General features: G+C 71.0%; 24 protein-coding genes and 1 pseudogene. 15 read left to right on the top strand and 10 right to left on the bottom strand.

All coding sequences use genetic code 11. From position 1 onward, the window contains the following. Positions 1-68 precede the first annotated feature (68 nt). A complete protein-coding gene (gene def / locus AWZ10_RS25980) occupies positions 69-608 on the bottom strand; it encodes a peptide deformylase (RefSeq protein ID WP_173531538.1) in 540 nt (179 codons plus the stop codon). Positions 609-772: 164 nt separating this feature from the next. Here def and AWZ10_RS25975 point away from each other — a divergent pair, with 164 nt between their 5' ends. The 7 genes from AWZ10_RS25975 to AWZ10_RS50450 all read left to right on the top strand — a co-directional run bounded on the left by AWZ10_RS25975 (position 773) and on the right by AWZ10_RS50450 (position 9109). Beyond that, the gene (locus tag AWZ10_RS25975) at positions 773-2011 is read left to right on the top strand and encodes a Mur ligase family protein (protein ID WP_037704953.1); all 1239 of its coding nucleotides are present in this window, start codon (positions 773-775) and stop codon (positions 2009-2011) included. A 37-nt stretch (positions 2012-2048) separates the two neighbouring features. After that, positions 2049-2777, top strand: coding sequence for a type 1 glutamine amidotransferase (locus tag AWZ10_RS25970; protein ID WP_046708900.1), 729 nt, complete (start codon positions 2049-2051; stop codon positions 2775-2777). A 246-nt stretch (positions 2778-3023) separates the two neighbouring features. Then, positions 3024-4049, top strand: coding sequence for a 6-phosphofructokinase (locus AWZ10_RS25965; RefSeq protein ID WP_060892127.1), 1026 nt, complete (start codon positions 3024-3026; stop codon positions 4047-4049). Between the two features lie 162 nt (positions 4050-4211). Further along, complete coding sequence (locus AWZ10_RS25960) at positions 4212-5156, top strand: cytochrome c oxidase assembly protein (RefSeq protein ID WP_046708898.1); 945 nt, start codon at positions 4212-4214, stop codon at positions 5154-5156. Positions 5157-5394: 238 nt separating this feature from the next. Next, positions 5395-6948: a PASTA domain-containing protein gene (locus tag AWZ10_RS48105; RefSeq protein WP_244172544.1), complete on the top strand. Its 1554-nt coding sequence runs from the start codon at positions 5395-5397 to the stop codon at positions 6946-6948. A gap of 17 nt (positions 6949-6965) precedes the next feature. Beyond that, the gene (locus AWZ10_RS25940; protein WP_060892123.1) at positions 6966-8939 is read left to right on the top strand and encodes a serine/threonine-protein kinase; all 1974 of its coding nucleotides are present in this window, start codon (positions 6966-6968) and stop codon (positions 8937-8939) included. Positions 8940-8953: 14 nt separating this feature from the next. Continuing rightward, positions 8954-9109, top strand: a complete 156-nt coding sequence (locus AWZ10_RS50450) for a hypothetical protein (protein WP_037704943.1) — start codon at positions 8954-8956, stop codon at positions 9107-9109. 19 nt (positions 9110-9128) lie between these two features. Here AWZ10_RS50450 and AWZ10_RS25935 read toward each other — a convergent pair whose 3' ends face one another. From AWZ10_RS25935 to AWZ10_RS25920, 4 genes are all read right to left on the bottom strand, one after another. Next, positions 9129-10337, bottom strand: coding sequence for a sensor histidine kinase (locus tag AWZ10_RS25935; RefSeq protein WP_046708590.1), 1209 nt, complete (start codon positions 10335-10337; stop codon positions 9129-9131). Positions 10338-10473: 136 nt separating this feature from the next. Next, positions 10474-12219, bottom strand: coding sequence for a sodium/solute symporter (locus tag AWZ10_RS25930; protein WP_046708586.1), 1746 nt, complete (start codon positions 12217-12219; stop codon positions 10474-10476). Positions 12220-12265: 46 nt separating this feature from the next. Further along, positions 12266-12625 (bottom strand): hypothetical protein, encoded by a 360-nt coding sequence (locus AWZ10_RS25925; RefSeq protein ID WP_046708585.1) that lies wholly within the window; start codon positions 12623-12625, stop codon positions 12266-12268. A gap of 9 nt (positions 12626-12634) precedes the next feature. Then, entirely contained in the window at positions 12635-13402 is a 768-nt protein-coding gene (locus AWZ10_RS25920; protein ID WP_046708584.1) for a LytR/AlgR family response regulator transcription factor, read from the bottom strand. A gap of 101 nt (positions 13403-13503) precedes the next feature. Between AWZ10_RS25920 and AWZ10_RS25915 the strand changes: the two genes are divergently transcribed. The 4 genes from AWZ10_RS25915 to AWZ10_RS25900 all read left to right on the top strand — a co-directional run bounded on the left by AWZ10_RS25915 (position 13504) and on the right by AWZ10_RS25900 (position 16631). Beyond that, positions 13504-13995 carry an Lrp/AsnC family transcriptional regulator gene (locus AWZ10_RS25915; protein ID WP_037704939.1) on the top strand — a complete coding sequence of 164 codons (492 nt, stop codon included), beginning with the start codon at positions 13504-13506 and terminating at the stop codon, positions 13993-13995. A 121-nt stretch (positions 13996-14116) separates the two neighbouring features. Next, the gene (gene ddaH, locus AWZ10_RS25910; protein ID WP_037704938.1) at positions 14117-14947 is read left to right on the top strand and encodes a dimethylargininase; all 831 of its coding nucleotides are present in this window, start codon (positions 14117-14119) and stop codon (positions 14945-14947) included. A 58-nt stretch (positions 14948-15005) separates the two neighbouring features. Then, positions 15006-16232: an ornithine--oxo-acid transaminase gene (gene rocD / locus AWZ10_RS25905; protein ID WP_046708582.1), complete on the top strand. Its 1227-nt coding sequence runs from the start codon at positions 15006-15008 to the stop codon at positions 16230-16232. 120 nt (positions 16233-16352) lie between these two features. Then, on the top strand, positions 16353-16631 hold the full coding sequence (locus AWZ10_RS25900) for a hypothetical protein (RefSeq protein WP_046708581.1): 279 nt from the start codon (positions 16353-16355) through the stop codon (positions 16629-16631). Here AWZ10_RS25900 and AWZ10_RS25895 read toward each other — a convergent pair. Further along, entirely contained in the window at positions 16604-18769 is a 2166-nt protein-coding gene (locus AWZ10_RS25895) for a SpoIIE family protein phosphatase (protein ID WP_079104439.1), read from the bottom strand. The two genes, AWZ10_RS25900 and AWZ10_RS25895, sit on opposite strands and share 28 nt — an antisense overlap. Positions 18770-18903: 134 nt before the next feature. Between AWZ10_RS25895 and AWZ10_RS25890 the strand changes: the two are divergent. From AWZ10_RS25890 to AWZ10_RS25880, 4 genes and pseudogenes are all read left to right on the top strand, one after another. Beyond that, positions 18904-19241: pseudogene (locus AWZ10_RS25890) on the top strand (PadR family transcriptional regulator). Continuing rightward, positions 19238-19390: a hypothetical protein gene (locus AWZ10_RS51585; RefSeq protein WP_159015162.1), complete on the top strand. Its 153-nt coding sequence runs from the start codon at positions 19238-19240 to the stop codon at positions 19388-19390. The pseudogene AWZ10_RS25890 and the gene AWZ10_RS51585 overlap by 4 nt, the downstream one beginning before the upstream one ends. A 473-nt stretch (positions 19391-19863) precedes the next feature. Next, positions 19864-20583 (top strand): lysophospholipid acyltransferase family protein, encoded by a 720-nt coding sequence (locus AWZ10_RS25885; RefSeq protein WP_046708580.1) that lies wholly within the window; start codon positions 19864-19866, stop codon positions 20581-20583. Next, entirely contained in the window at positions 20580-20783 is a 204-nt protein-coding gene (locus AWZ10_RS25880) for a hypothetical protein (RefSeq protein WP_046708579.1), read from the top strand. The genes AWZ10_RS25885 and AWZ10_RS25880 overlap by 4 nt, the downstream gene beginning before the upstream one ends. Positions 20784-20861: 78 nt before the next feature. Here the strand turns inward: AWZ10_RS25880 and AWZ10_RS25875 are convergent, their stop codons facing one another. From AWZ10_RS25875 to AWZ10_RS25860, 4 genes are all read right to left on the bottom strand, one after another. After that, positions 20862-22451 carry an alpha/beta hydrolase gene (locus AWZ10_RS25875; RefSeq protein ID WP_046708578.1) on the bottom strand — a complete coding sequence of 530 codons (1590 nt, stop codon included), beginning with the start codon at positions 22449-22451 and terminating at the stop codon, positions 20862-20864. 164 nt (positions 22452-22615) lie between these two features. Further along, complete coding sequence (locus AWZ10_RS25870) at positions 22616-23377, bottom strand: urease accessory protein UreD (protein WP_173531662.1); 762 nt, start codon at positions 23375-23377, stop codon at positions 22616-22618. Positions 23378-23544: 167 nt separating this feature from the next. After that, the gene (gene ureG / locus AWZ10_RS25865; RefSeq protein WP_046708577.1) at positions 23545-24228 is read right to left on the bottom strand and encodes an urease accessory protein UreG; all 684 of its coding nucleotides are present in this window, start codon (positions 24226-24228) and stop codon (positions 23545-23547) included. A gap of 267 nt (positions 24229-24495) precedes the next feature. Beyond that, positions 24496-25020, bottom strand: a 525-nt coding sequence (locus AWZ10_RS25860) for an urease accessory protein UreF (protein ID WP_060892122.1), incomplete at its 5' end; no start/stop codon positions are given.

Raw genomic sequence — 25020 nt, 5'->3', positions numbered from 1 at the left:
GGATCAGCGCCCCGCCCAGGGGCGCGGACCCGCGCGACCGGCCGGGCGAGGCGCACCCGCCCACGAACTCACCGCCCCCACGCCGCCTTCGCGGCCTTCCGCATCACCCGGGAACGACGCCACCCCGAAAGCCGGTCCACATACACCCGGCCCTCCAGGTGGTCACACTCATGCTGAAGGCACCGCGCGAAGAACCCGCTCCCCCACACCCGCACCCGGTCCCCGTCCACCGTGAACCCCTCCACCACGGCCTCGTCGTACCGCTCCACCCCCGCCTCCAGCCCGGGCAGCGACAGACAGCCCTCGGGCCCACGGAGTACGATCCCCTCCGTCGAGACGAGTCGGGGATTCACCACATGGCCGAGATGCCGCACATCCTCGTCGTCGGGACAGTCGTACACGAACACCCGAAGCCCCCGACCCACCTGGTTCGCCGCGAGCCCCACTCCCCGCGCCTCGTACATCGTCGCGAACATGTCCTCCACGAGTCGCGCCAGTTCGGGCCCGAACTCCGTCACCTCTTCACAGGGTGCCTGCAATACGGGGTCCCCGAGCAGTGTCATGGGGAGAACGCGCCCTCGGGCGCCGGGAATCGAGCCGCTTCGCATGGCCGCAAGAGTACGTTCAGACCCGATATCGCCGGTCCCGCCAGGGCGATGTCTCGCGCAACGGCCCGGTCGAGATTCGGGCACGTGAGTGGATCTCGATAGGCTTCGGTCCACACGTTGCCGAGACAGGGCGCGGCGCTGTACGCAAGGAGGATCGAGAACTGATGGCAGGCAACTCGGACCCGCTCACGCCGCGGGCCAAGCTGGCCGTGACGGCGGGCAAGGCGGTCGCGGCGGCATCGCGTGCCGCGGGGCGCGGTAGCGGATCTGTGATCGGCGGCCGGGTGGCACTGAAACTCGACCCCGACCTCCTCGCCCGGCTCGCACAGAGCCTGGACGTCATCCTGGTCTCCGCCACCAACGGCAAGACCACCACGACGCGGCTGATCGCCGAGGCACTGCGGGCCGCGGGCCCCGTCGTCTCGAACGCGCTCGGCGCCAACATGCCCGCGGGCATCACCTCGGCCCTCGCCGGGAACTCGGACTCCAAGTTCGCGGTCATCGAGGTCGACGAGAAGTACCTCGCCGGTGTCGCACGGGACACCGACCCCAAGTGCATCGCGCTGCTCAACCTCTCCCGCGACCAGCTCGACCGCGCCGCCGAGACCCGCATGATGGCGGAGGCGTGGCGGGAGGGCCTGGCCGGCACCAAGGCCGTCGTCGTGGCCAACTGCGACGACCCGCTGATCGTCTGGGCGGCCTCGTCCTCCCCGAACGTGATCTGGGTCGCGGTCGGCCAGATGTGGAAGGACGACGCCTGGTCCTGCCCGTCCTGCGGCGGTGTGATGCAGCGGCCCGGCGACGACTGGTTCTGCGGCGAGTGCGGTTTCCGCCGTCCCACGCCGAGCTGGGCGCTCTCCGGCGACCACGTCCTCGACCCGCACGGCTCGGCCTGGCCGATCCACCTGCAGCTGCCGGGCCGTGCCAACAAGGCCAACGCCGCCTCGTCGGCCGCCACCGCCGCCGTCTTCGGTGTGCCCCCGCAGGTCGCCCTGGAGCGCATGTACCAGGTCCAGGCGGTGGCCGGACGGTACGACGTGGTGCAGTTCATGCAGCGTGATCTGCGGCTGCTGCTCGCCAAGAACCCGGCGGGCTGGCTGGAGACGTTCTCGCTCATCGACCCGCCGCCGACGCCGGTGATCCTGTCGGTGAACGCGCGCGGCGCCGACGGCACCGACACCTCCTGGCTGTGGGACGTCGACTACACACGGCTGACCGGCCACCCGATCTTCGTGCTCGGTGACCGCAAGCTCGACCTGGCTGTGCGGCTGGAGGTCGCCAACCAGCACTTCCAGGTCTGTGACACCCTCGACCAGGCGGTGCAGATGTGCCCGCCGGGCCGGATCGAGGTCATCGCGAACTACACCGCGTTCCAGGACCTGCGCCGCCGCGTGGGCAACTGAGCACCCGACCACGAACGACTCTGAGGGGCACTGACTCATGAGTGACAACAGCCTGCGGATCGTCTGGGTCTACCCGGACCTGCTCAGCACCTACGGCGACCAGGGCAACGTCCTCGTCGTCGAGCGCCGGGCGCGGCAGCGCGGCCTGGACGTGGCCCGGCTGGACGTGCGCAGCGACCAGCCGATCCCCACCTCCGGCGACATCTACCTGATCGGCGGCGGCGAGGACCGTCCGCAGCGGCTCGCCGCCGAGCGGCTGCGCCGGGACCGGCATCTGTACCAGGCGGTGAACAACGGCGCGATCGTCTTCGCGGTCTGCGCCGGCTACCAGATCCTCGGCCACGAGTTCGTCAACGACCTCGGCCAGCGCGAGCCGGGCCTCGGCCTGCTCGACGTGACCACGACCCGCGGCGAGGGCGAGCGGTGCGTCGGCGATGTCCTCGGGGACATCGACCCGCGTCTCGGGCTGCCCCAGCTGACCGGGTTCGAGAACCACCAGGGCGTCACCCACCTCGGCCCCACCGCCCGCGCGCTCGCACAGGTGCGGCTCGGCAAGGGCAACGGCACGGGCGACGGCACGGAGGGCGCGTACAACGACACCGTGTTCGGCACGTACATGCACGGGCCGGTGCTGGCACGGAACCCGCAGATCGCGGACCTGCTGCTGAAGCTGGCTCTGGACGTGAACGCGCTGCCGCCGACCGACGACCGCTGGTTCGAGGCACTGCGCGACGAACGCATCTCCTCGGCCCAGCAGCCCGCGTAGGACGTCCGGCCCAGGAACCGGAGGCGCCTGAGAAACGGTTCCTCAGTGCCCGTACGAAAGCCCGTCCGACACCACCCCCGCTCATCTGTGAAAGCCCGTCTGACCAGGGCTGCGCTCACCTGTGCGGGGGCGTCCAGCAGGCGGACGCCCGCTACGGCCCCGCCCCCTGCCGCCGGTAGGGTGGCGGGGATTCCAGCCGGACAGCGAGGTCCGGTACCCGGCCCACGTCGAGAAGGTATTCGGGCTATGCGTATTGGTGTCCTCACGTCCGGCGGCGACTGTCCCGGGCTGAACGCCGTCATCAGGTCCGTCGTGCACCGCGCCGTCGTCGACCACGGCGACGAGGTCATCGGCTTCCGGGACGGTTGGAAAGGTCTTCTGGACTGCGACTACCTCAAGCTCGACCTGGACGCCGTGGCCGGCATCCTGGCCCGTGGCGGCACGATCCTCGGCTCCTCCCGGGTCCAGCCCTCGCATCTGCGGGACGGTGTGGAGCGGGCGAAGGGCCACCTCGAGGAACTCGGCCTCGACGCGATCATCCCCATCGGCGGTGAGGGCACCCTCAAGGCGGCCCGGCTGATGTCGGACAACGGTCTGCCGGTCGTGGGTGTGCCGAAGACCATCGACAACGACATCGCGGTCACGGACGTCACGTTCGGCTTCGACACGGCCGTGGGGGTCGCCACGGAGGCGCTGGACCGGCTGAAGACCACCGCCGAGTCCCACCAGCGGGTGCTGGTCGTGGAGGTCATGGGCCGCCACACCGGCTGGATCGCGCTCCACTCCGGTATGGCGGCCGGCGCGCACGCCATCGTCGTACCGGAACGGCCCTTCGACATCGAGGAGTTGGCCACGAAGGTCGCCGCTCGGTTCTCGGCGGGCAAGCGGTTCGCGATCGTCGTCGCGGCGGAGGGGGCCAAGCCGAGGGCCGGGTCCATGGAGTTCGACGAGGGCGGCAAGGACATCTACGGGCACGAGCGCTTCGCCGGGATCGCGCGGCAGCTCTCGATCGAGCTTGAGCAGCGTCTCGGCAAGGAGGCGCGGCCGGTGATCCTCGGGCATGTGCAGCGGGGCGGTACGCCGACCGCGTACGACCGGGTGCTGGCCACTCGGTTCGGGTGGCACGCGGTGGAGGCCGTGCACCGGGGGGAGTTCGGGAACATGACGGCGCTTCGGGGGACGGACATCGTGATGGTGCCGCTCGCTGAGGCCGTCGAGACGTTGAAGACCGTTCCCGAGGAGCGGTACGCCGAGGCGGAGTGCGTGCTCTAGCCGTCCGGCGGGTGGCGGGTGCGGGTGGTCTGCGGCTGGTCGCGCAGTTCCCCGCGCTCCTGGGTCGACTGTCCCGCCCCCGGTCGCGAACGCGGCCGGGGGCGGTTCTAGTCTTGGGGCCGGACAGACAGCTCTCAACCCCCACGAAACAGGAGCCGGCGGATGGATCACAGCGGGCACGGCACGGGTCTTCTGCCCTTCACCCTGGGGCGGGGACTCGCGTGGTCGGCCGACCCGTTCTTCCTCGTCGCCTGCCTGGTGGGGCTGGCCCTGTACGGCTGGGGCGTCGTGCGGCTGGTGCGGCGGGGGGACAAGTGGCCCGCCGGGCGGACGGTCGCGTTCGTCGTGGGTGTGCTGTTCGTGATGCTGGTGACGTGTACCGGGCTGAACGACTACGGCATGGTCATGTTCAGCGTGCACATGGTCCAGCACATGGTGATCAGCATGCTGGCGCCGATCATGCTGCTGCTCGGGGCACCGGTCACGCTGGCGTTGCGGGCGCTGCCGGTGGCGGGGAAGGGCCACAAGGGGCCGCGTGAGCTGCTGCTGATGTTCCTGCACAGCTGGTACATGAAGATCGTCACGCACCCGGCGTTCACGATCCCGATGTTCATCGCGAGCCTGTACGCGCTGTACTTCACGCCGATGTTCGACTTCCTGATGGGGTCGACGCTCGGACACATCGTGATGATGACCCACTTCCTCCTGGTGGGCCTGTTCTTCTTCTGGCCGATCATGGGCGTGGACCCGGGCCCGCACCGGCCGGGTTATCTGATGCGGATGCTGGAGCTGTTCGCCGGCATGCCGTTCCACGCCTTCTTCGGCATCGCGTTGATGATGGCGTCCACACCGATGGTGAAGACGTACGAGAACCCGCCCGCCTCCCTCGGCATCGACGCGCTCGCCGACCAGAACGCGGCCGGCGGCATCGCCTGGGCGTTCAGCGAGATCCCCTCGGTGCTCGTGCTGCTCGCGCTCCTCTTCCAGTGGCACGGCTCCGAGCAGCGGCAGGCCCGGCGCACGGACCGCGCGGCCGACCGGGACGGCGACAAGGAACTCGAGGCGTACAACGCCTATCTCGCCTCACTCGACGCACGTGGTCGCTGAGCCACATTTCCGTGTCGGGCCCCGATTCTCCTGTTCGGCCACACAACCGCACTCCTCTTTTTTTCTCTTGACCGAAAGGCTTTGCCCTTCAGTAGCATGATGCGTGAGCCCCGCGTCCGCTCTGCGGGGTGACGGGGGAAAACCGCCGGGGGGAGCGGTCATGACAATTCACGCATGCTTGCGAACATGTTTACGAAAGGCGGGGAAATCGGCTGCCCGGAGGATCGCCGCCGTACTGGTGGGCGCGGTGGTCCTCGGCGGTTGCGGTGACTCGGCCCCTTCGCTGCTCGCGGTGAAAGCGGTGGCCGCGGGGGTGGCATCCCTCGCGCCCTTCTTCGACGAGGGCGAACAACTGAGCCGGGACCAGCCCGACCTCACGCCCCTGGAGCCGCACAGCGGCCTGCAGCAGGGCAACACCCCCGGCCTGTACGGGGGCACGCAGAAGCCGAAGGTCTGCGACGTGCGCAAGCTGGAGGAATTCCTCACCGCTCCCGACAACAAGAAAAAGGCTCAGGAATGGGCGCGGATCGTCGGCGTCGATGTCGACGGCATCGGACATTATCTCGATGAACTCACGCCCGTTCTCCTGCGCCACGACACCCTCGTGAAGAACCACGACTACAAGAAGGACAGAGCCGTCCCCTTCGACGCACTACTGGAAGCCGGTATCGCGGTATTGGTCGACGATCAGGGTTTGCCCGCCGTGAAGTGCAGCTGCGGAAATCCGCTACGGGCGTTCGAAGAAAATCCCGAGCGCATCGACGTGGAGTTCGCCGGCGGCAACAAGGAGTGGAAGGGCTACGACAGGTCCGCCGTGGTCGTCGTCAAGCCCGCTCCCGAGCAGCTGAAGGAGATCAAGCTGGTCGACGTCGAGGACCCGGACCAGGGCATCAGCCGGGACGTCGGCACCACCGGCGAGTCCGACACGACGTTCGACACGCGGGCGCGGCAGGCCGTGCCGAGGGTGCGGGGGATGACCTTCGAAGAGGCGAGCGCGGCCATGGCGGACAAGGGTCTGGCGGTGACGGTCGCCGGGGACGGACTGCCGCCGGGGGACGCGCCGGTGACCGGGTCGAGCCCCCGGCCGGGCACCGAGCTGGAGTTCGGCGCCGCGGTGGCGCTGCGTGTGGACTGGCCGGGCAGGACCTCCGAGGGGAGCACCGACGACTCGGAGCCCGGGGCGGGGTCGGGATCCGGGTCGGGCTCGGGATCGGGATCGGGTTCCACGGGGACGGGTCAGGGGCCGAGGGGGCCCTCGGATCCGGGCGGGTCGGATCCGGGCGGGTCGGATCCGGGCGGGTCGGATCCGGGCAGGTCACCGACGGACGGATCGCCGTCCGGGACCGACTCGACGCCGACTGACCGGAACACGACATCGTCGGGTGGGGGTTCCTCCGGTTCCTCCCCGACGGACGGCGGATCGTCGCCCACGGAGTCGACCGCTCCTCCGCCGACGGGCGGCACGTCGCCGCCGTCGCCGACGAAGTCCTCCGAGAAGCCCTCGCCGGACCCCGAGCCCACGCCCGCCCCGTCCGTTCCCTCGACGACGCCCAGCCCGTCCAGGGCGAGCAGGACGCCGACGACTCCCGAGCCCGAGCCCACCACGCCGCAGGACAGCGCCCCGCCCTCCGACAGGCCGACGACGAGTGCTCCAGAACCGACCAGTGGTCCGCCGTCCGACGCCCCAGGAGGTCCGGGAGATCCGGGGGGTCCTAGTGATCCGAGTGATTCGAGGGCTCCGGACGGCTCGGGCGCCCCCGTCGAGGACCCGGCCCGGCCCGTATGGATCTGAACCCTGGGGAGTGTCCGATGCAGTCAGGAGCACCGCAGTCGGGAGTCGGCCGGGTCATCGCCGACCGCTATCACCTGCTGAACCGGCTGGGCAGCGGCGGCATGGGCCATGTCTGGCTGGCGCACGACCGTCAGCTGGACTGCGAGGTGGCGCTCAAGGAGATCGTGTTCCGCAGTCCGGGCGAGGCCGAGCGGGAGCGCACGGCCAGGGTGGCCCGCGCCCGCGCCGAGGCCCGGCACGCCGCCGGGCTGCGCGCCCACCCGCACGTGGTCACCGTGCACGACGTGCTGGAGCACGACGAACTGCCGTGGATCGTCATGGAGTACGTGCCGGGCGCCCTCGACCTGAAGGCCCTCGTCGCCGTGCGCGGCTCCCTCGCCCCCGCCGAGTGCGCCCGGATCGGACTCGCCGTGCTGGACGCGCTGACCGCCGGGCACGAGCGCGGAATCATGCACCGGGACGTCAAGCCGGCCAACATCCTGCTCGCCCCGGACCGCACCGGATCGCCGTACGCGCGCGTCCTCCTCACCGACTACGGCATCTCCGTGCAGCCCGACACCCAGGAGACCCGGCACACACGGACACACGTCCTGGTCGGGACCGCCGGGTACCTCGCGCCCGAGCGGGCCCAGGGCGGGCCGCCGACCGCCGTGTCCGACCTGTTCTCGCTGGGCTGCACGCTCTACCACGCCGTCGAGGGGTACGGGCCCTTCGACCGCGACTCGGAGATCGCGGCGCTGACCGCGGTCGTCCTGGACGAGCCGCGTCCGATGCTGCGGGCGGGTGCGCTGGAGCCGGTGCTGGGCGCCATGCTCGCCAAGGACCCGGTGCGCCGGATCACCGCCGCCGAGACCGAGGCGGCGCTCTCCGCGATCGTGACACCCCAGGCCCACCCCCGCACCGAGCCCGACCTGGGTTCGCAACCGCAGTGGGCGAGCGAGCCCACGCACACGGCGGAGCCGGAGATCCCCGTCGTCCCCGCAGGCCCGCACGAGACAGCGTGGTACGCGCCGTCGGGCGGGCAGGGCGGGCAGCAGGACGTCTGGTCCCCGACGGAGCACCCGTCATACGGCGGCCAGGGCTTCGGCGCTCCCCCGCAGACCGCCGGTTCCGGCGGCGGAACCGGCGGGCGGCCCCGTCGGCACCGCGGCCGGGCCCTCCTCGCGGGCATGGCCACCACCCTCGGCCTGGCCCTGGTGGTCGGTGGGACCTGGTACGCCCTGGAGAACATGAAGGACCTGCCGGGCGGGCTGGGCGGCAGCGGTGACACCCGGAGCGCGGAGCTGCCGTACGGGAAGACCGTGGGGCTGGTGGAGCCGTTGCGGGACGGCGACTGCGTGGACGTCACCTGGACCGGCGCTCCGTTCACGGACGCGGCCCGGCTTCGGATCGTGCCCGAGTGCACGGGGCGCGCGATGGACGGCCAGGTGATGGCCTCCTACGAGGCGTCGTCGGCCGAGGACGCCAGGACGGGCGGGGCCGCCCGGTGCGAACAGCTCACGGTGGAGGCCCGCGAGAAGCTCGTGGACGTCCGAACCCACGCCGTCCTCCCGACCGACGGCGGCTTCGACGCCGCCGGGCATCGGGTCGCCTGTCTGCTGATGGGCGAGCGCAGGCCGGTGTACGGGCCGATCGGCGAGTACCGGACGGTGGGTGAGACGGTGCTCGTCGACGTGGCCACCCTGCAGAGGCAGGACTGCCTCGACCCGATCTCCGACAACAGGATCCGGCTGGTCTCCTGCCAGGGACGCCACCGGCAGAAGGTGCTCGGCTTCTACGAGATGAGCCCCGGCACCACGTACGAGAGCGCACAGGACCAGGCGCTCGCCGGCTGCCGGAACAACCTGCCGCCGAAGCAGTACGGCCACGAGCCCGGTATCACCGGTTCCGGTTTCTGGATCAGCGAGGACGGCTGGAAAAAGGGCGCGCATTACGTCGTCTGCACTGTCATTTCCGGTAGTGGGGGCACCATGGAGGGAGAAGAAGCCTGAGGAAGGGTGTTGCGATGCCCGGTTCGACGAAGACCATGGGGGTGCTCACCGTCGGTGGGCTGGTCGTGGTGACGGCCTACTCGGTGGCGCTCGGCAGCAATGGCTGGCTGTGGTTCGGATGGGTCGTCCTGGGCCTGCTGACGCTGGGGATGGTGGCGTCGCGCACCTGAGGCTCACGCCCCGTGAGCCTCAGGCGCTGGGGATTCCCCCGTCCGGGTGTACGCCCGGCTGGTATTTGGGCAGCCGGGTGGTGATCTTCATGCCCGCGCCGACCGCGGTCTCGATGACGAGGCCGTGGTCGTCGCCGTACACCTGGCGCAGCCGCTCGTCGACGTTGCTGAGGCCGATGCCGCCCGAGGGGCTGGTCTCGCCCGCGAGGATCCGGCGGAGCACCTCGGGTTCCATGCCGACGCCGTCGTCCTCGATGACGACGAGCGCCTCGGCTCCCGCGTCCTGCGCGGTGATGCTGATGTGGCTTTTGTCGGTCCTGCCTTCGAGGCCGTGCTTCACCGCGTTCTCGACGAGGGGTTGGAGGCAGAGGAAGGGCAGGGTGACCGGCAGGACCTCGGGGGCTATCTGGAGCGTGACCGAGAGCCGGTCGCCGAAGCGGGCCCGGACCAGCGCCAGGTAGTGGTCGATGGCGTGGAGTTCGTCGGCGAGGGTGGTGAAGTCGCCGTGTCTGCGGAACGAGTAGCGGGTGAAGTCGGCGAACTCCAGGAGGAGTTCACGGGCGCGCTCGGGGTCGGTGCGGACGAACGAGGCGATCACCGCCAGCGAGTTGAAGATGAAGTGCGGGGAGATCTGGGCGCGCAGGGCCTTGATCTCGGCCTCTATCAGGCGGGTGCGGGACTGGTCGAGGTCGGCCAGTTCGAGTTGGACGGAGACCCAGCGGGCGACCTCGCCGGCCGCTCGGACCAGGACGGCGGACTCGCGGGGTGCGCAGGCGACGAGCGCCCCGTGGACGCGGTCGTCGACCGTGAGGGGGGCGACGACCGCCCAGCGCACCGGGCAGTCGATGATGTCGCAGGTCAGCCGGAAGGCCTCGCCGCGGCCGGTCTCCAGGGGGCCCGCCAGCCGTCCCATGATCTCGGCCCGGTGGTGCTCCGCCACGCCCTCCCAGGCGAGGACCGACTCGTGGTCGGTGAGGCACAGCGCGTCCGTGCCGAGCAGGGTGCGCAGCCGCTTGGCGGATCTTCGGGCCGTCTCCTCGGTGAGGCCGGCGCGCAGCGGGGGCGCGGCGAGGGTGGCTGTGTGCAGGGTCTGGAAGGTGGCGTGCTCGACGGGTGTGCCGAGTCCGCCGAGGCTGTTGCGCCGCCTGGCCGTACTCCGGCCGAGCCAGAACCCGGCCGCGAGCATCGGGAGCACGGCCACGCAGAACCCCGCCAGGAACCCGGTCACTTCACCGCTCATCGTTCACCTCCTGCAATGGGTACACCGCTCGCCGCTCGTGGGTTCCCTTCCGCCCGCCCTCGCGCCACCCCGCTTCGCCGGGGCCTCGTGCGCACGCCGCCCCGGTTCGGCCGGTCCCTCGTGCTCATCGTCGCCACAGTTCGATCTCCTTGGTCGCCGCGCGGGTGCGACCGCCGACCAGTTCCTCCGGGAGGTGGAAGCGGGCCAGGATCGCCGATGTCCCGGGCGGGACCTTGCCGGGGGTGGCCAGGGACACCAGGACCATCGTGAGGAAGCCGAGCGGTACGGACCAGAGTGCGGGCCAGGCCAACAGGGCGTGGAGGGTGCCGGTGCCGGGGTATCCGGCCATGGTCGCGGCGACCGCGAGGAGGGCCGCGCCGCCGCCGACGAGCATGCCCGCCGCGGCGCCCGGCGGGGTGAGGCGCCGCCACCAGATGCCGAGGACGAGCAGCGGGCAGAAGGAGGAGGCGGACACGGCGAAGGCGAGGCCGACCGCGTCGGCGACGGGCAGCCCGCCCACCAGGCCGCTCGCCGCGAGCGGCACGGCCATGGCGAGGACCGTGCCGAGCCGGAAGTGCCGTACACCGCGAGCGGGCAGGACGTCCTGGGTGAGCACCCCGGCGACCGCCATGGTCAGGCCCGAGGCGGTGGACAGGAACGCGGCGAAGGCGCCACCCGCGACCAGCGCGCCGAGCAGGTCGCCGCCGAGGCCGCCGATCATGCGGTCCGGCAGGAGGAGGACTGCCGCGTCGGCGTCGCCGGTGAGGGTGAGGTCGGGGGCGTACAGCCTGCCGAGCGCCCCGTAGAGCGGCGGCAGGAGGTAGAAGAAGCCGATCATGCCGAGGACGACGACCGTGGTGCGGCGGGCGGCGACTCCGTGCGGGCTGGTGTAGAAGCGGACGACGACATGGGGCAGGCCCATGGTGCCGAGGAAGGTGGCGAGGATCAGCCCGTAGGTGGCGTACAGGGGGCGTTCCTCGCGGCCCGCGGCGAGGGAGGTGGACATGCCGCCGTTGGTGCCGCGGTCGGCGACGGGGACGGTGTCGCCCTTGGTGAAGGTCAGGCGGGTGCCCCGGTCGATGCGGTGGGTGCCGGTGGGCAGGTCGACGCGTTCGTTGTCGTGGCGGCGGCCGTCGATCGTGCCGGAGGCGGTGACGGTCAGCGGGCTCGTGAGCAACAGGTCGAGGGTCTCGTCGATGCGGACGACACGCTGTTCACGGAACTCGGCGGGCTCGTCGAAGGCGTGGCGCGGGGCGCCGTCGCCCTGCCAGGCGAGGACGAGGAAGAGCGCGGGGACGAGGAGGGCGGTGAGTTTGAGCCAGTACTGGAAGGCCTGGACGAAGGTGATGCTGCGCATGCCGCCGGCGGCGACCGTGGCGGAGACGACGACGGCGACGATGACGCCGCCGAGCCACTCGGGCGCGTCGGTGAGCACGTTCAACGTCAGTCCGGCGCCCTGGAGTTGGGGCAGCAGGTAGAGCCAGCCGACGCCGACGACGAAGGCCCCCGCGAGCCGTCGTACGGTCTTGGAGGCGAGCCTCGCCTCGGCGAAGTCCGGCAGGGTGTACGCGCCGGAGCGGCGCAGCGGGGCGGCGACGAACAGCAGCAGGACGAGGTAGCCGGCGGTGTAGCCGACCGGGTACCAGAGCATGTCGGGGCCCTGGACGAGGACGAGGCCGGCGATGCCGAGGAAGGAGGCGGCGGAGAGGTATTCGCCGCTGATGGCGGCCGCGTTGAGGCGGGGGCCGACGGTGCGGGAGGCGACGTAGAAGTCGGAGGTGGTCCGGGAGATGCGCAGGCCGAAGGCGCCGACGAAGACGGTCGCCACGACGACGAGGGCGACCGCGGGGACGGCGTAGTTCTCGTTCATGCCTTGCTCTCGGTCTCCTCGTTCACGGGTTCACTGCTTGCGCCGCTCAGCGGTCCTCGACGAGCCGGACGAGGTCCTGCTCGTTGCGTTCGGCGCGGCGTACGTGCCAGTGAGCGAGCAGGACCAGGGGCGGGTAGATGCCGAAGCCGAGGACGGCCCACTCCAGGCCGGCGCCGTCCTGCATCGCGGAGAAGACCAGGGGCAGGGGGGCGACCAGCAGGACCAGGACCGCGAACACGGAGAGGGCGGCGCGGAGTTGGCTGCGCATGAGGGAGCTGACGTAGGTGTGGCCGAGTGTGGTCTGTTCGTCGATCTCGGTGCGGGGGCGGTGGTGGCCGGTGCCGCGGCGGGTGCGGCGGGGCACTCCGGTGACGACGACGCGGCGTTCGGTGGGGTCGTTCGGCATGGCGGCTCCTCAGCCCGTGGTCCGGCGCATCAGCAGATCGCGCAGCTCGCGTGCGTGGCGGCGGCTGACCTGGAGCTCCACCGGGCCGACGAGGACGCTGACGGTGCCCGCGTCCAGGCGGAGTTCGCCGACGTGCCGCAGGGCGACGAGATGGCGGCGGTGGATGCGGACGAACCCGCGTGCGCGCCAGCGCTCTTCGAGGGTGGACAGGGGAATGCGGACGAGGTGGCTGCCCTGGGGGGTGTGGAGTCGGGCGTAGTCGCCCTGGGCCTCGACGTGTGTGATGTCGTCGACGGCGACGAAGCGGGTGACACCGCCGAGTTCGACGGGTATCTGGTCGGGGTCGGGTTCGTGGACCGGGATCGGCGGGGCCACGGCCGTTGCCGTGTCGCGGAGCTGGGCGGCCCGGCGTATCGCCTCGGCGAGGCGTTCCCGGCGGACGGGCTTGAGGACGTAGTCGACGGCCTTGAGGTCGAAGGCCTGGACGGCGAAGCCCTCGTGCGCGGTGACGAAGACGACGAGCGGGGGCCGGGCGAACCCGGTGAGGAGGCGGGCGAGGTCGAGGCCGTCGAGTCCGGCCATGTGGATGTCGAGGAAGACGACGTCGATCGCCTCGGGTCCGTCGGGTCCGCACTCCAGGGCGCGGTTGATCCTCCGCAGTGCCTCGGTGGCGTCGCCCGCGCCCTCGGCGCTGCCGATCCGTGGATCGGCGTTCAGCAGGTACAGCAGTTCCTCCAGGGAGGGTTTCTCGTCATCGACGGCGAGCGCGCGCAGCATGAACGTGGAGTGTAGGAGTAATTCGTACGCATGCACACGGGCGCGCGCCGGAGGGCTTCACGCCGGGGGCCGTGGGCCCCCTCGCTGGATACAGTGCCCGCATGAACAGCAAGTCCGCGGCGTTCGACGAGCTCGACCGCAAGATCATCACGGCGTTGATGGCGAACGCGAGGACCAGCTTCGCCGAGATCGGCTCGGACATCGGCCTTTCGGCCACCGCGGTGAAGCGGCGGGTGGACCGGCTGCGCGAGACCGGGGTGATCACCGGGTTCACGGCGACGGTGCAGCCGGCGGCGCTCGGGTGGCGCACGGAGGCGTACGTGGAGGTGTACTGCGAGGGCGCGGCGCCGCCCCGGCGGCTCGCGGAGGTCGTGCGCAACCACCCGGAGATCACCGCGGCGATGACGGTGACCGGTGGCGCGGACGCGCTGCTGCACGTACGGGCCATCGACGTGGAGCACTTCGAGGAGGTGCTGGAGCGGATCCGCACCGAGCCGTTCATCCGGAAGACGATCAGTTACATGGTGCTGTCGCACCTGCTGCCGGAGGCTCCGGAGGCCGGAGCGACCCAGGACGCAGCGAACATGCGTTGAGCTCGATCAATACGCAGCATTACTGCGCGAACACGCAACGTTTGTTCCTTGTCGTGCGCCGGTCCCGATTCCTACCTTGGTGATATCCCAGCCGACACCGCAGGAAGCGGAGAAACCCTCTGTGCCCGACAGCCGTGTGCCGCGCCTTCGGCGCTTTCTCGTCTGTGAACCCAGACACTTCGCCGTGCAGTACTCGATCAATCCCTGGATGCATCCGGACACCCCCGTGGACGTCGACCTCGCCCGGGATCAGTGGCAGGAACTGATCCACGCCTACCGGACCCTCGGCCACACCGTGGACACCGTGGAGCCGGTGGCGGCGCTGCCCGACATGGTGTTCGCGGCCAACTGCGCGCTCGTCCTCGGCGGCCGTGTCCTCGGCTCGCTGTTCCACGCGCCCGAGCGGCGCCCCGAGTCCACCGCGTACGACGCCTGGTTCAAGAGCGCCGGGTACGACGTGCTGCGGTCCGAGTCGGTGTGCGAGGGAGAGGGCGACCTGGTGCCGACCGGCCGCTATCTCCTCGCCGGGACCGGCTTTCGCACCACCCGTGAGGCCCATCGACAGGCGCAGGAGTTCTTCGGCGTCCCCGTGATCAGCCTCCAGCTGGTGGACCCGCGCTTCTACCATCTGGACACCGCCCTGTTCGTCCTCGACGACGGCGGCGACGGCTCCGCGGGCAACATCGCGTACTACCCGGAGGCGTTCTCGCCCGGCAGCCGCGCGGTCCTCGCCCGGCTCTACCCGGACGCGGTGATCGCGACGCGCGAGGACGCCATGGCCTTCGGCCTCAACTCGGTGTCCGACGGCCGCCATGTGTTCATCTCGCCCCGCGCCAAGGAACTCGCCGACCAGCTCACCCGGCAGGGCTACGTTCCCGTCCCCGTCGACCTGTCGGAGTTCCAGAAGGCCGGCGGCGGCATCAAGTGCGTCACTCAGGAGATCCGCCCGTGACTCAGGAGACCCGCCGCCCGGTGCAGGCGATCCGCCCCGTGACCCTGGAGGTCCGCTCATGACCGCTCCCGCCCCCACGCGTTCGTCGGCCGACCTCATCCGCGCCGAGGAGCCCGTCCTCGCGCACAACTACCACCCGCTGCCCGTGGTCGTCGCCCGTGCCGAGGGCACCTGGGTCGAGGACGTCGAGGGCCGCCGCTATCTGGACATGCTGGCCGGCTACTCCGCCCTCAACTTCGGCCACCGCCACCCGGCGCTGATCGAGGCCGCGCACCGCCAGCTCGACACGCTCACCCTCACCTCGCGGGCCTTCCACAACGACCGGCTCGCCGAGTTCGCCGAGTCGCTGGCCGCGCTGACCGGCCTGGACATGGTGCTGCCGATGAACACGGGCGCCGAGGCCGTGGAGAGCGCGATCAAGGTGGCCCGCAAATGGGCGTACGAGGTGAAGGGCGTCCCCGCCGACCGGGCCACCATCGTCGTCGCCGCCGACAACTTCCACGGCCGTACGACGACGATCGTCAGCTTCTCCACGGACCCGGTGGCCCGCGACGGCTTCGGCCCCTTCACGCCCGGCTTCCGTGTGGTCCCGTACAACGACCTCGCCGCGCTGGAGGCGGCGATCGACGAGACGACGGCCGCGGTGCTGATCGAGCCCATCCAGGGCGAGGCGGGCGTTCTCATCCCGGACGACGGCTATCTGCGCGGGGTCCGCGAGCTGACCCGCCGCACGGGTTGCCTGTTCATCGCGGACGAGATCCAGTCGGGCCTCGGCCGTACCGGCCGCACGCTCGCCGTCGAGCACGAGGACGTCCTGCCCGACGCCGTGCTGCTCGGCAAGGCGCTCGGTGGCGGCATCGTGCCGGTGTCGGCGGTGGTGGCCCGACGCGAGGTGCTGTCGGTCCTGCGTCCGGGCGAGCACGGCTCGACCTTCGGCGGCAACCCCCTCGCGGCGGCGGTCGGCTCGGCGGTGGTCGAGCTGCTGCGCACCGGGGAGTTCCAGCACAGGGCCGCCGAACTGGGCGGGGTCCTGCGGGAGGGGCTCACTGAACTGGTCGGCCGGGGCGTGGTGGGCTTCCGGGCACGCGGGCTGTGGGCGGGCGTCGACATCGACCCCGCGCTCGGCACGGGCCGTGAGATCAGCCACCGCCTCATGGCGGCGGGAATCCTGGTCAAGGACACCCACGGCTCGACCATCCGCCTGGCACCGCCCCTGACGATCACGGGAACGGAGCTCCGGTCGGCGCTGGAAACGTTGGGGGAGGTCCTGAAGGAGGGTTCCTGATAGCCGGCTCCGCGGGGTGCGAGGGCCGCGCGGCCCGAGGAACTCTCGGTCGACTTGCCGACGAGGCCCGGGTGTACAAGCTGGGAGGAGGCCCATTCACTTCCGGGAGGACACCCCATCATGGCGACGGTCCGCAAGAACGACGGTGAGCCGCAGACTCTCGAAGTCTTCGAGATCGAACTCGACGAAGGGGACTGGGAGGCGATGAGCCCCGACCCCGAGCGGTTCTTCAGAGAGCTGCTGGAGCCCGACTACAAGGTCAACGGCATCTGCCTCGACACCAGAAACGCCGACCGTCTCTCCCGGGGTGAACTGTCGGCGACGAGTTTCGTCAGGCTCGTCCACATCAGCGGTGGCCCGTTCGACTCGTACTACGTCTGGCCCGAGCTCCAGATGTGAGGTGCCGGGGCACCGGACCCGGTCGGCTCATGGCTCAGCGGTGCGGTGGGCCGCAGCAGGAGCAGGGCGATGTCGTCGGTGTGCAGGCCGGTGCGGCGGGTGTGGCGCACGAGGCTGTCCACGAGTTGGTGCAGAGGGAGGTCACCGGCCTCGCCGAGATGGTGGGCGAGGCCGGTGATGTTCTGTGCGATGTCGGTGCCGGGGTTCTCCACGAGGCCGTCGGTGTAGAGGGCCAGGAGCGTTTCCGGGGCCAGGGACAGCGTGGTGAGCGGGTACGAGGGGGTTCCGACACCGATGCCGAGAGGAGGGCCGGGACGGATGTCGACGGGGTGGGTGCGGTTGCCGGGGTGTCGCACCAGCGGGGGTGGATGTCCGGCGCTGGCGAGCGTGACCTGGTGGCGGGCGAGGTCGAGGTGGGCGTAGAGGCAGGAGACGAAACGGCTGGCGTTCAGGTCGGCGAGGTCGCGGTCGGTACGGGCGAGGACCTGGTCGGGAGCGGCTCCGGCCGTGGCGTGGGAGTGGACGGCCATGCGGACCTGGCCCATGAGGGCGGCCGCCGTCATGTCGTGGCCCTGGACGTCGCCGATGACCGCCGCGGCGGTCGTGTCGGTGAGGCGGAAGAGGTCGTAGAAGTCGCCGCCGATGTCCATGCCGTGGCTGGCGGGAAGGTAGCGGGCGGCGACGTCGAGTCCGGTCACGGCGGGCAGGGCGTGGGGCAGCAGGGTCTGTTGGAGGGCGTGGGCGAGGTTGTGCTGGGCGTCGTAGAGGCGTGCGCGGTCCAGGGCCTGGGCGATGAGCCCGGCGAGGGGCGTGAGGATCGAGCGCTCGGCGGCGGTGAAGGGATGAGGGTCGTTGTAGGCGAGGAGGAGACAGCCGATGGGGTGTCCGGAGCTGAGCAGCGGCAGGAAGGCCCACGCGTGCTTGTCGGTGATCTGCGGGGCCCTCGGGTAGAGACGGGACAGTTCGCCGCGGTCGGCGAAGAACGAGGAGGCGCCCGTGGTCAGGGCACGGCCGGCGGGGGTCAGGTCGGCGTCCGTGGGCAGGCCGTCGAACCGCTCGATGACGGCGGGGTCGTAGCCGCGGTGCCCGATGATCTGGATGCGGCCGGCGTCGGCGGTGGACATGATCATGCCGTGGGCGCCGAAGGCGGGCAGAATCCGCTCGGCGACCAGGTCGACGACGTCCTGGACGCCGAGGGTTTCGGTCAGTGCGGCTGCCAGAGCCATCAGCAGGTGGATGCGGCTGTGTGACGGAGCGCCGGTGAAGGCCGGCTGCGCGCCGAGCGGCTTGGAGGAGGGGGCGGGGGCGATGAGGACGCTGGTGCCGCTGTCGTCCGCGTGGAGGCGGAGGTCGAGCCACTGGTCCGGCGGGCGCAGGACGGTCAGGGCGAGCGGCTCGCGGCTGCTCATGGCGGTGCGGTACGCGTCCATGTACGCGATGTTGTCGAGCCAGGTCAGTGACTGCCACGGCTGCGTTCCCAGCAGCTGCTCCGCCGGTCTGCCCAGCAGGCCGGCGGCCGCGGCGTTCACATAGGTGACGCACCCGCCCAGGTCGAGGGCGAGCGTGCCGAGGGGCAGGCGCTCCACCAGTTCGGCCGCCGCGAGCCCGGACTGCGGTCTCGGCTCGGCGTGGTGGGGACGGACGAAACGTGGCCGGTCCGGAATGACCGGCGGGAGGGTGGCCGCGTCCAGCACGCGGGCGATGCGGCGGGCGCTGGAGACGATGCGCCCGCGCTCACGGCGGCTGAGACAGGGGGAACGGCCGGGTGACCACATCAGCAGCAGCGCACCCCGGCAGTGCCGGACCGCTCTGAGCGGGACGACCGCGAACGCGACCTGGTAGGGGATGCTCGCCGCGACGCGTGGGTAGCAGCGGGCCAGCTCGTCCAGGGAACTCACCCAGACGAGCCGGTCGTTGCGTATCGCGTCCTGGCTCGGACCATGGACGGAGTAGGGGGCCCGCCACCACGGTGCGAAGGCATCGACCGGTACACCGCACAGCGCGACCAGACCCAGCACCGCTTCCGCCGGGTCCAGCAGGTAGACACCCCCGGACCTGGCGCCGGTGCGGCGCACCGCCGCCGCGAGGGTCTCACCCAGCGGATCGACCACACCCGGCTCCTCTCCGGACCCGGTCATGCGGCGCAACGCCTGACGCCCATATGCCGACGCTAAGCCAGCACGCGGGTGACGGCATGTGGATCAGGCGGATGGTCCGCCGGACGGAATGCTCTGTCGGCATGAGTGATCGCCGGACGGAATGCTCTGTCGGCATGAGTGAGCGAGGTATGCAGGAGCCGACCTTGCTGCTGTTGACCGCCCCGGCGAACGCGCCGCGGCACGGCTGTGCCGTCGCCCAGGAGGTCAAGGCCATCACGGGCGGCCGGGTGGTGCCGCGTACGGGGGCACGTACGGGGCGCTGGACAGGCTGCTGGAGGAAGGGCTGATCGGGATCGCGGCCGGGGAAGTGGTGGGCGGCCGGGCACGTCGTACCTTCGCCCTCACCGACTCGGGCCGGGAGAGGCCGGCGGCCGAGGCGGACCGTATGGCCGCGAGCGCCCGGGAGGCGCAGCGGCGGCTGGGGCCGGGCGGTACGGCCGTTCCCACGTGATCGAGCACGCGCTTCGCCCGTACCCGACCGGCTACCGGACCTCGTACGGGCAGGAGATCGTCGACGTCGATCGGTCGATGACCGCGGACCTGCCGTGGGCGGCCCGGCTGCACGCGGACGCCGGTGCGGGCGCGAGACGGTGGCCCTGACCGTCACGGGGATCGCCTCCGATCGTCCACGGCGGCGGGGTCGAATTCACCTACCCCAGCCGCAGGGTGAAGGCTCCGTGGGGCACCTGCGCCGAGGAGGTGCCGACCGGGGCCGCCGGGAGTGCGGGCATCTCGTTCGCCGTCGGGCTTCTGATGGTGGGCGCCACCCGGAACACCCGACGCCTGCTGCCACACGGTTCGGCCGGAAGACCGCGCAAGGCGATTGCGAGGGGTCGGGGTGCTCCCGGTGACATGGCGCGGAGGGCTACGATCAATCGTCGACACGCAGGACGAGGCTCACCAGCGCTCATGCGCCTGACGCAGCGTCGGCAAAGTCAGCAAGGAGTCAGCGTGAGTCCGATCAGACCCGGCCGCAGGCGGCCACACCCGCAAGACGATCGCGTGCGCGCGTGTCTGCTGTGACCTGGCGGAACACGTCCATAGAGCCGAACCGGTAGCGCGAGGGAGACGCCGTGTTCTACTACCTGCTCAAATACGTGTTTCTGGGTCCGCTGCTGAGACTGGTCTTCCGGCCTCGCATCGAAGGCCTCGAACACGTACCGCCGTCGGGCGCGGCCATCGTCGCGGGCAATCACCTGTCCTTCTCGGACCACTTCCTGATGCCCGCGATCCTCAAACGCCGCATCACGTTCCTGGCGAAGGCCGAATACTTCACCGGTCCGGGCCTCAAGGGCCGGCTGACGGCGTTCTTCTTCCACAGCGCCGGACAGATCCCGGTCGACCGCTCCGGCAAGGAGGCGGGCCAGGCCGCCATCCGCGAGGGGCTCGGCGTGCTGAGCAAGGACGAACTCCTCGGCATCTACCCGGAGGGCACCCGCTCGCACGACGGCCGCCTCTACAAGGGCAAGGTCGGTGTGGCGGTCATGGCGCTCAGGGCCCGTGTGCCCGTCGTCCCCTGCGCCATGATCGGCACCTTCGAGGCGCAGCCCCCGGGCAAGGTCATCCCCAACATCCACCCCGTCGTGATCCGCTTCGGCAAGCCCCTCGACTTCTCCCGCTACGAGGGCATGGAGAGCGAGAAGGCCGTCCTGCGCGCGATCACCGACGAGATCATGTACGCGATCCTCTCGCTCTCCGAGCAGGAGTACGTCGACCAGTACGCGGCCGTGGTGAAGGCGGAGGAGGCCGCGGCGACGAAGGAGCGCAAGTTCCCGCGCATGCCACTGAGTTGAGCGAGCCCTGGCAGGTCCTCGCGTACGGCGGCGGGAGCCGCTCCCACCCGGCGGAAGTCCACGACATCGCCGAGCCGAGCCGAGGAGCCGCCCCGGGCGGACGGTACCCGCGGGAGGCGTGTCCCAGGATGGCCGAGTTCTACGGGGACCTCTTCGACCACGTGGCGGAGGACGCGTGGCCGACGGGGCGCCCGGCGTGACCGCGTGCGTACATGCGGAAGGGGGCGACCGGGCTTTCCGGTCGCCCCCTTCCGTCTCTCATGGACCTACGGCCGGACCTACGGAGCCGGGGTGGCGTGCGGGTCGCACGTCACGTCGGCCTCGCCCACCGCGCCGGTGAGCAGGTAGGTGTCCACGCGCTCGTTGACACAGGAGTTGACCAGGCCGGTGACTCCGTGGGAGCCGGCGTTCTTCTCCGTGATCAGACGGGAGCCCTTGAACCGCTTGTGCAGTTCGACGGCACCCGTGTACGGCGTGGCCGCGTCACGCTCGGCCTGGACGATCAGGACGGGCGGCAGGCCCTCCTTCGTCTTCACGGTCACCGGGGTGTACTGCTTGGACTGCCAGGTGGCGCACGGCAGGTTCATCCAGGCGTTGGCCCAGGTCATGAACGGGTGGTTCTTGTGCAGCTTCGTGTTGTCGCGGTCCCACTTCTTCCAGCTGGTGGGCCACTTGGCGTCGGTGCACTCGACCGCCGTGTAGACGGCGTTGCCGTTCTCCGAGGCGGCGTTGCCCGCGGTGTCGGTGAGGTCCGGGGCGGCCGCGTCGACCAGCGCCTGGGTGTCACCGGCGGCGTACTTGCTCCACACCCGGGCGGTGGGAGCCCACGAGGAGTCGTAGTAAGGGGCGCTCTGGAAGAAGGAGATCAGCTCGGCCGGGCCGACGAGCCCGCCGAGGGGCTTCTTCTTCGCGGTGGCGCGCAGCTCCAGCCACTTCGCCTGCACCTTGGCCTGGGTGTTCCCGAGGTGGTAGGTCGCGTCGTTCTGCGCGACCCACTTCGTCCAGTCCTGCCAGCGGCCCTCGAACGCGACGTCCTGGTCCAGGTTGGCCTGGTACCAGATCTTCTCCCGGGAGGGGTCCACCACGCTGTCGACGACCATGCGGCGCACGTGGTTCGGGAAGAGGGTGCCGTAGACGGCGCCGATGTACGTGCCGTAGGAGACGCCGAGGAAGTTGAGCTTCTTCTCCCCCAGGGCAGCCCGGATGACGTCCAGGTCACGCGCGGTGTTCGGCGTCGTCATGTGCGGCAGCATCTCGCCGCTGCGCTTCTTGCAGCCCGCCGCGTACTCGGCCGCCAGCTTGCGCTGCTTCTGCTTGTCGGCCTCGGAGTCCGGGACCGGGTCCATCTTGGGCGCCTTCACGAACTCCTGCGGGTCGACGCAGGAGATGGGCGCCGACTTGCCGACACCCCGCGGGTCGAAGCCCACGAAGTCGTACGCCTTGGACGTGTTGACCCACAGCGGGGCCTTGGTCGTGACCCGGCGCGGGAAGCGCAGTCCCGAGCCGCCCGGACCGCCCGGGTTGTAGACGAGCGCGCCCTGACGCTCCTCCTTCGTACCGGTGCTGCCCATACGGTCCACGGCGAGCTCGATCTGCTTGCCGTTCGGCTTGGCGTAGTCCAGGGGCACGGTGACCCAGCCGCACTTGATCGGCTTCTCCAGGCCCCAGCTCTCGGGACAGTCCTGCCAGTTGACGCCCTTTTTCGCCGCCTTCGCTGCGGCGACGGCGACGCCCTTGGCCTCGCGGTTCTCCGCACGCGCGCTGTCCGCGGCACTTGCCACGGGGGCGGCGACGGCACCCGCTATCAGGGTCGCCGTGACGAGCAGTCCGGCGGAGCCGAACGCTGCCGCCCTTCTGGTCGGCCTCATACCTCTCAAGAGGGAACTCCCCGTACATAGTTTCGAAGATTCGAATGGTCACGGGGATCCTCGTGCCTGTGAGGTGTCTGAGAACAGAGGAGCGAGCAGTTCTTTACTAATCCGATAACCGGTGCGGAAAGTCCCGTTCAGCGGATCTCCGACTCAGGGGCTCTTCAACCGTCCAGCTCGGCAAGGGCTTCGTCGAGCACGCGCCGCAGCCGCAGCGCGTCGGGCGCGAGGGCGCTGACGAGTACGGCGGGTCCGGCGAGCGGAGTGAGCGCGGCGGTCTCCCCCCACACTCTCGGCTCGGGCACCCGCTCGGCGAACTCCGGCCGCACGACGACGAGTTGTCCCAGGGCCCGGAACCCGCCCAGCACGGCGGGCCCGTCCCAGCCACCGGGAGCCCCCGGCCCGCACCCCACCTGCTGATCGAGCAACGGCCGTCCGCCCCACCACACACTGAGCCGGCTGGTGAGCCGCCCGGACTCCTCCCCGACCCGCCCGAGCACCTGCTCCTCCCGGAACACCAGCCGCGCCCCGACGGCGAGTTCCACTCGCGTCCACACCCGCAGATCGCTGCCCCTCGCGGAGATCAACTGCTCGGGCAGCCAGCGCAGTTCGCCTCCGGCAGCGACATCGACCCGCACGCCGTAATGTGCCTCCCCCTTGGCCTGCCCCGGCAACGCGATCGTCGCGGCGACCGACCCGACACGCAGCCGGGCCCCCTCGCCGACCTCCGCCTCGACGGCGAACCGATCCCCGCCGAGCGGCCCGCTCATGGCCCCCACCAGCATGACCCTCGCCTCGTCGCCGCTCCCCCGCGTGCGACGCAACGCCAGCGGTCCATGGCTCTCCAGTACGGGCAGAGCCGTACCGCCGCGTCCGTCGGCGCGGGCCGCGATCCGTGCGGTGGCCTTGACGCCGGCGGTCCCCATGTCCCCGTTCGCCGTCACCGCCCTGGCCGTCGTCATGTCTCCGTTCGCTGTCACGTTTCCGTTCGCCGTCACGTCCCCGGCCGTCGTCATGTCCCCGATGGCCCCGGCCGTCGTCACGTCTCCGTTCGCCGTCACGTCCCCGGCTGTCGCCACATCTCCGGCCGTCGTCATGCCGTCCACGCCGCGAACTTCTCCCGCACCCACGCGGCGACGTCGCCGACCCCGGCCTCGCTCCGCAGCGACTGGAACACCACCGGCAGCTCCGCCCGCTGCGCCTTCGCGTCCGCGGCCATCCGGCCGAGGTCGGACCCGACGTACGGCGCGAGGTCGGTCTTGTTGACGACGAGCAGGTCGGCGGTGGTGACGCCGGGCCCGCCCTTTCGCGGGATGTCGTCCCCGCCGGCCACGTCGATCACGAAGATCTGCGCGTCGACGAGGCCCCTGGAGAAGGTGGCGGTGAGGTTGTCGCCCCCGGACTCGACGAGGATGAGATCGAGCGGGCCGACCTCGTCCTCCAGATCCTCCACCGCTTCGAGGTTCGCGGAGATGTCGTCCCTGATCGCGGTGTGCGGGCACGCCCCCGTCTCCACCGCCGTGATCCGCTCGGGGGGCAGCACGGCTTCGCGGAGCAGGAACTCGGCGTCCTCGCGCGTGTAGATGTCGTTCGTCACGACCGCGAGCGACAACTCGTCCCGCAGGGCCTGACAGAGGGCGGCGACCGTGGCCGTCTTACCGGACCCCACGGGCCCGCCGAGCCCGATACGCAGGGCCCGACGAGTCCCGTCGGGGCGATGCGCGTCGGCACCGACGGCTGAGGGGCCGTCGTGGGAGTGGGAGTGGTCGAGATGCATGGCTGCGCTCCTTCTTCTGCTGTGGATCGCGCGAGAGGTCGGGTGGGACGGTTGTGCGGCGGCTGCGGGTGGGTGGAGGCCGGCCGCGCGGTTCCCCGCACCCCTTTGGGGCCTACGGCCCCTTCGGGCCGAAAAGCACGGGGCGCGGCCCCTGCTTCTCAGGGGCGCGGGGAACCGCGCGAGAAGCCCCACCGGACCCGCGGCCGGGGGTCGAAGGGCGCAGCCCTTGAAGGATGGGACGGGTAGGGGCGGCGGGGGCGTGAGAACTCAGGACGCGAACAACCGCACAGGCCACGCCGCATGCACCTCCGCACTGATCTCCAACAGGGGCGCGGAAGCCGCAGGCAGGCTCCCCACCCCGGCAACACCCACCCCCCGAGCCGCATCGACAGCCGCTCCCACCACCACATCCATCTCGGGAGCCAACCGCGCGAGCACCCCGGTCGCGTCGAACGGATCAAGACTCAACAACCGCACCGTCGCACCGGCCGCCCCACTCACGCTCTCGTACGCGGAGCAGTACGCCGCATCGTCCGGCCCCAGCCCGGCCGCCCTCGCCGTCAGCCCCAACATGACCGGCTGATGCGCCCCCTTGGGGAACTCCCGCGCCAGCGCCTCCAGTTCCTCCGACGGCCAGGTCGCCCGCGCCGCCCGCATCAGCTGCCGCCCCAGCTTCCGCGAAGCGATCCGCAGGGCTACGGACGGCGTCCGGGCATCGGCGGCTGTGTCCAGGGCCGACGGATCCACCCCGAGCGCGGCCGCGGCGGCCAGCGCCGCCGCCACCAGCCCCGC

Origin of the sequence: Streptomyces europaeiscabiei (assembly GCF_001550375.1) — a bacterium.
GTDB lineage: Bacteria > Actinomycetota > Actinomycetes > Streptomycetales > Streptomycetaceae > Streptomyces > Streptomyces europaeiscabiei.
The sequence above is the reverse complement of the archived record's forward strand: the minus strand, read 5'-3'. Positions and strand labels throughout refer to the sequence as shown.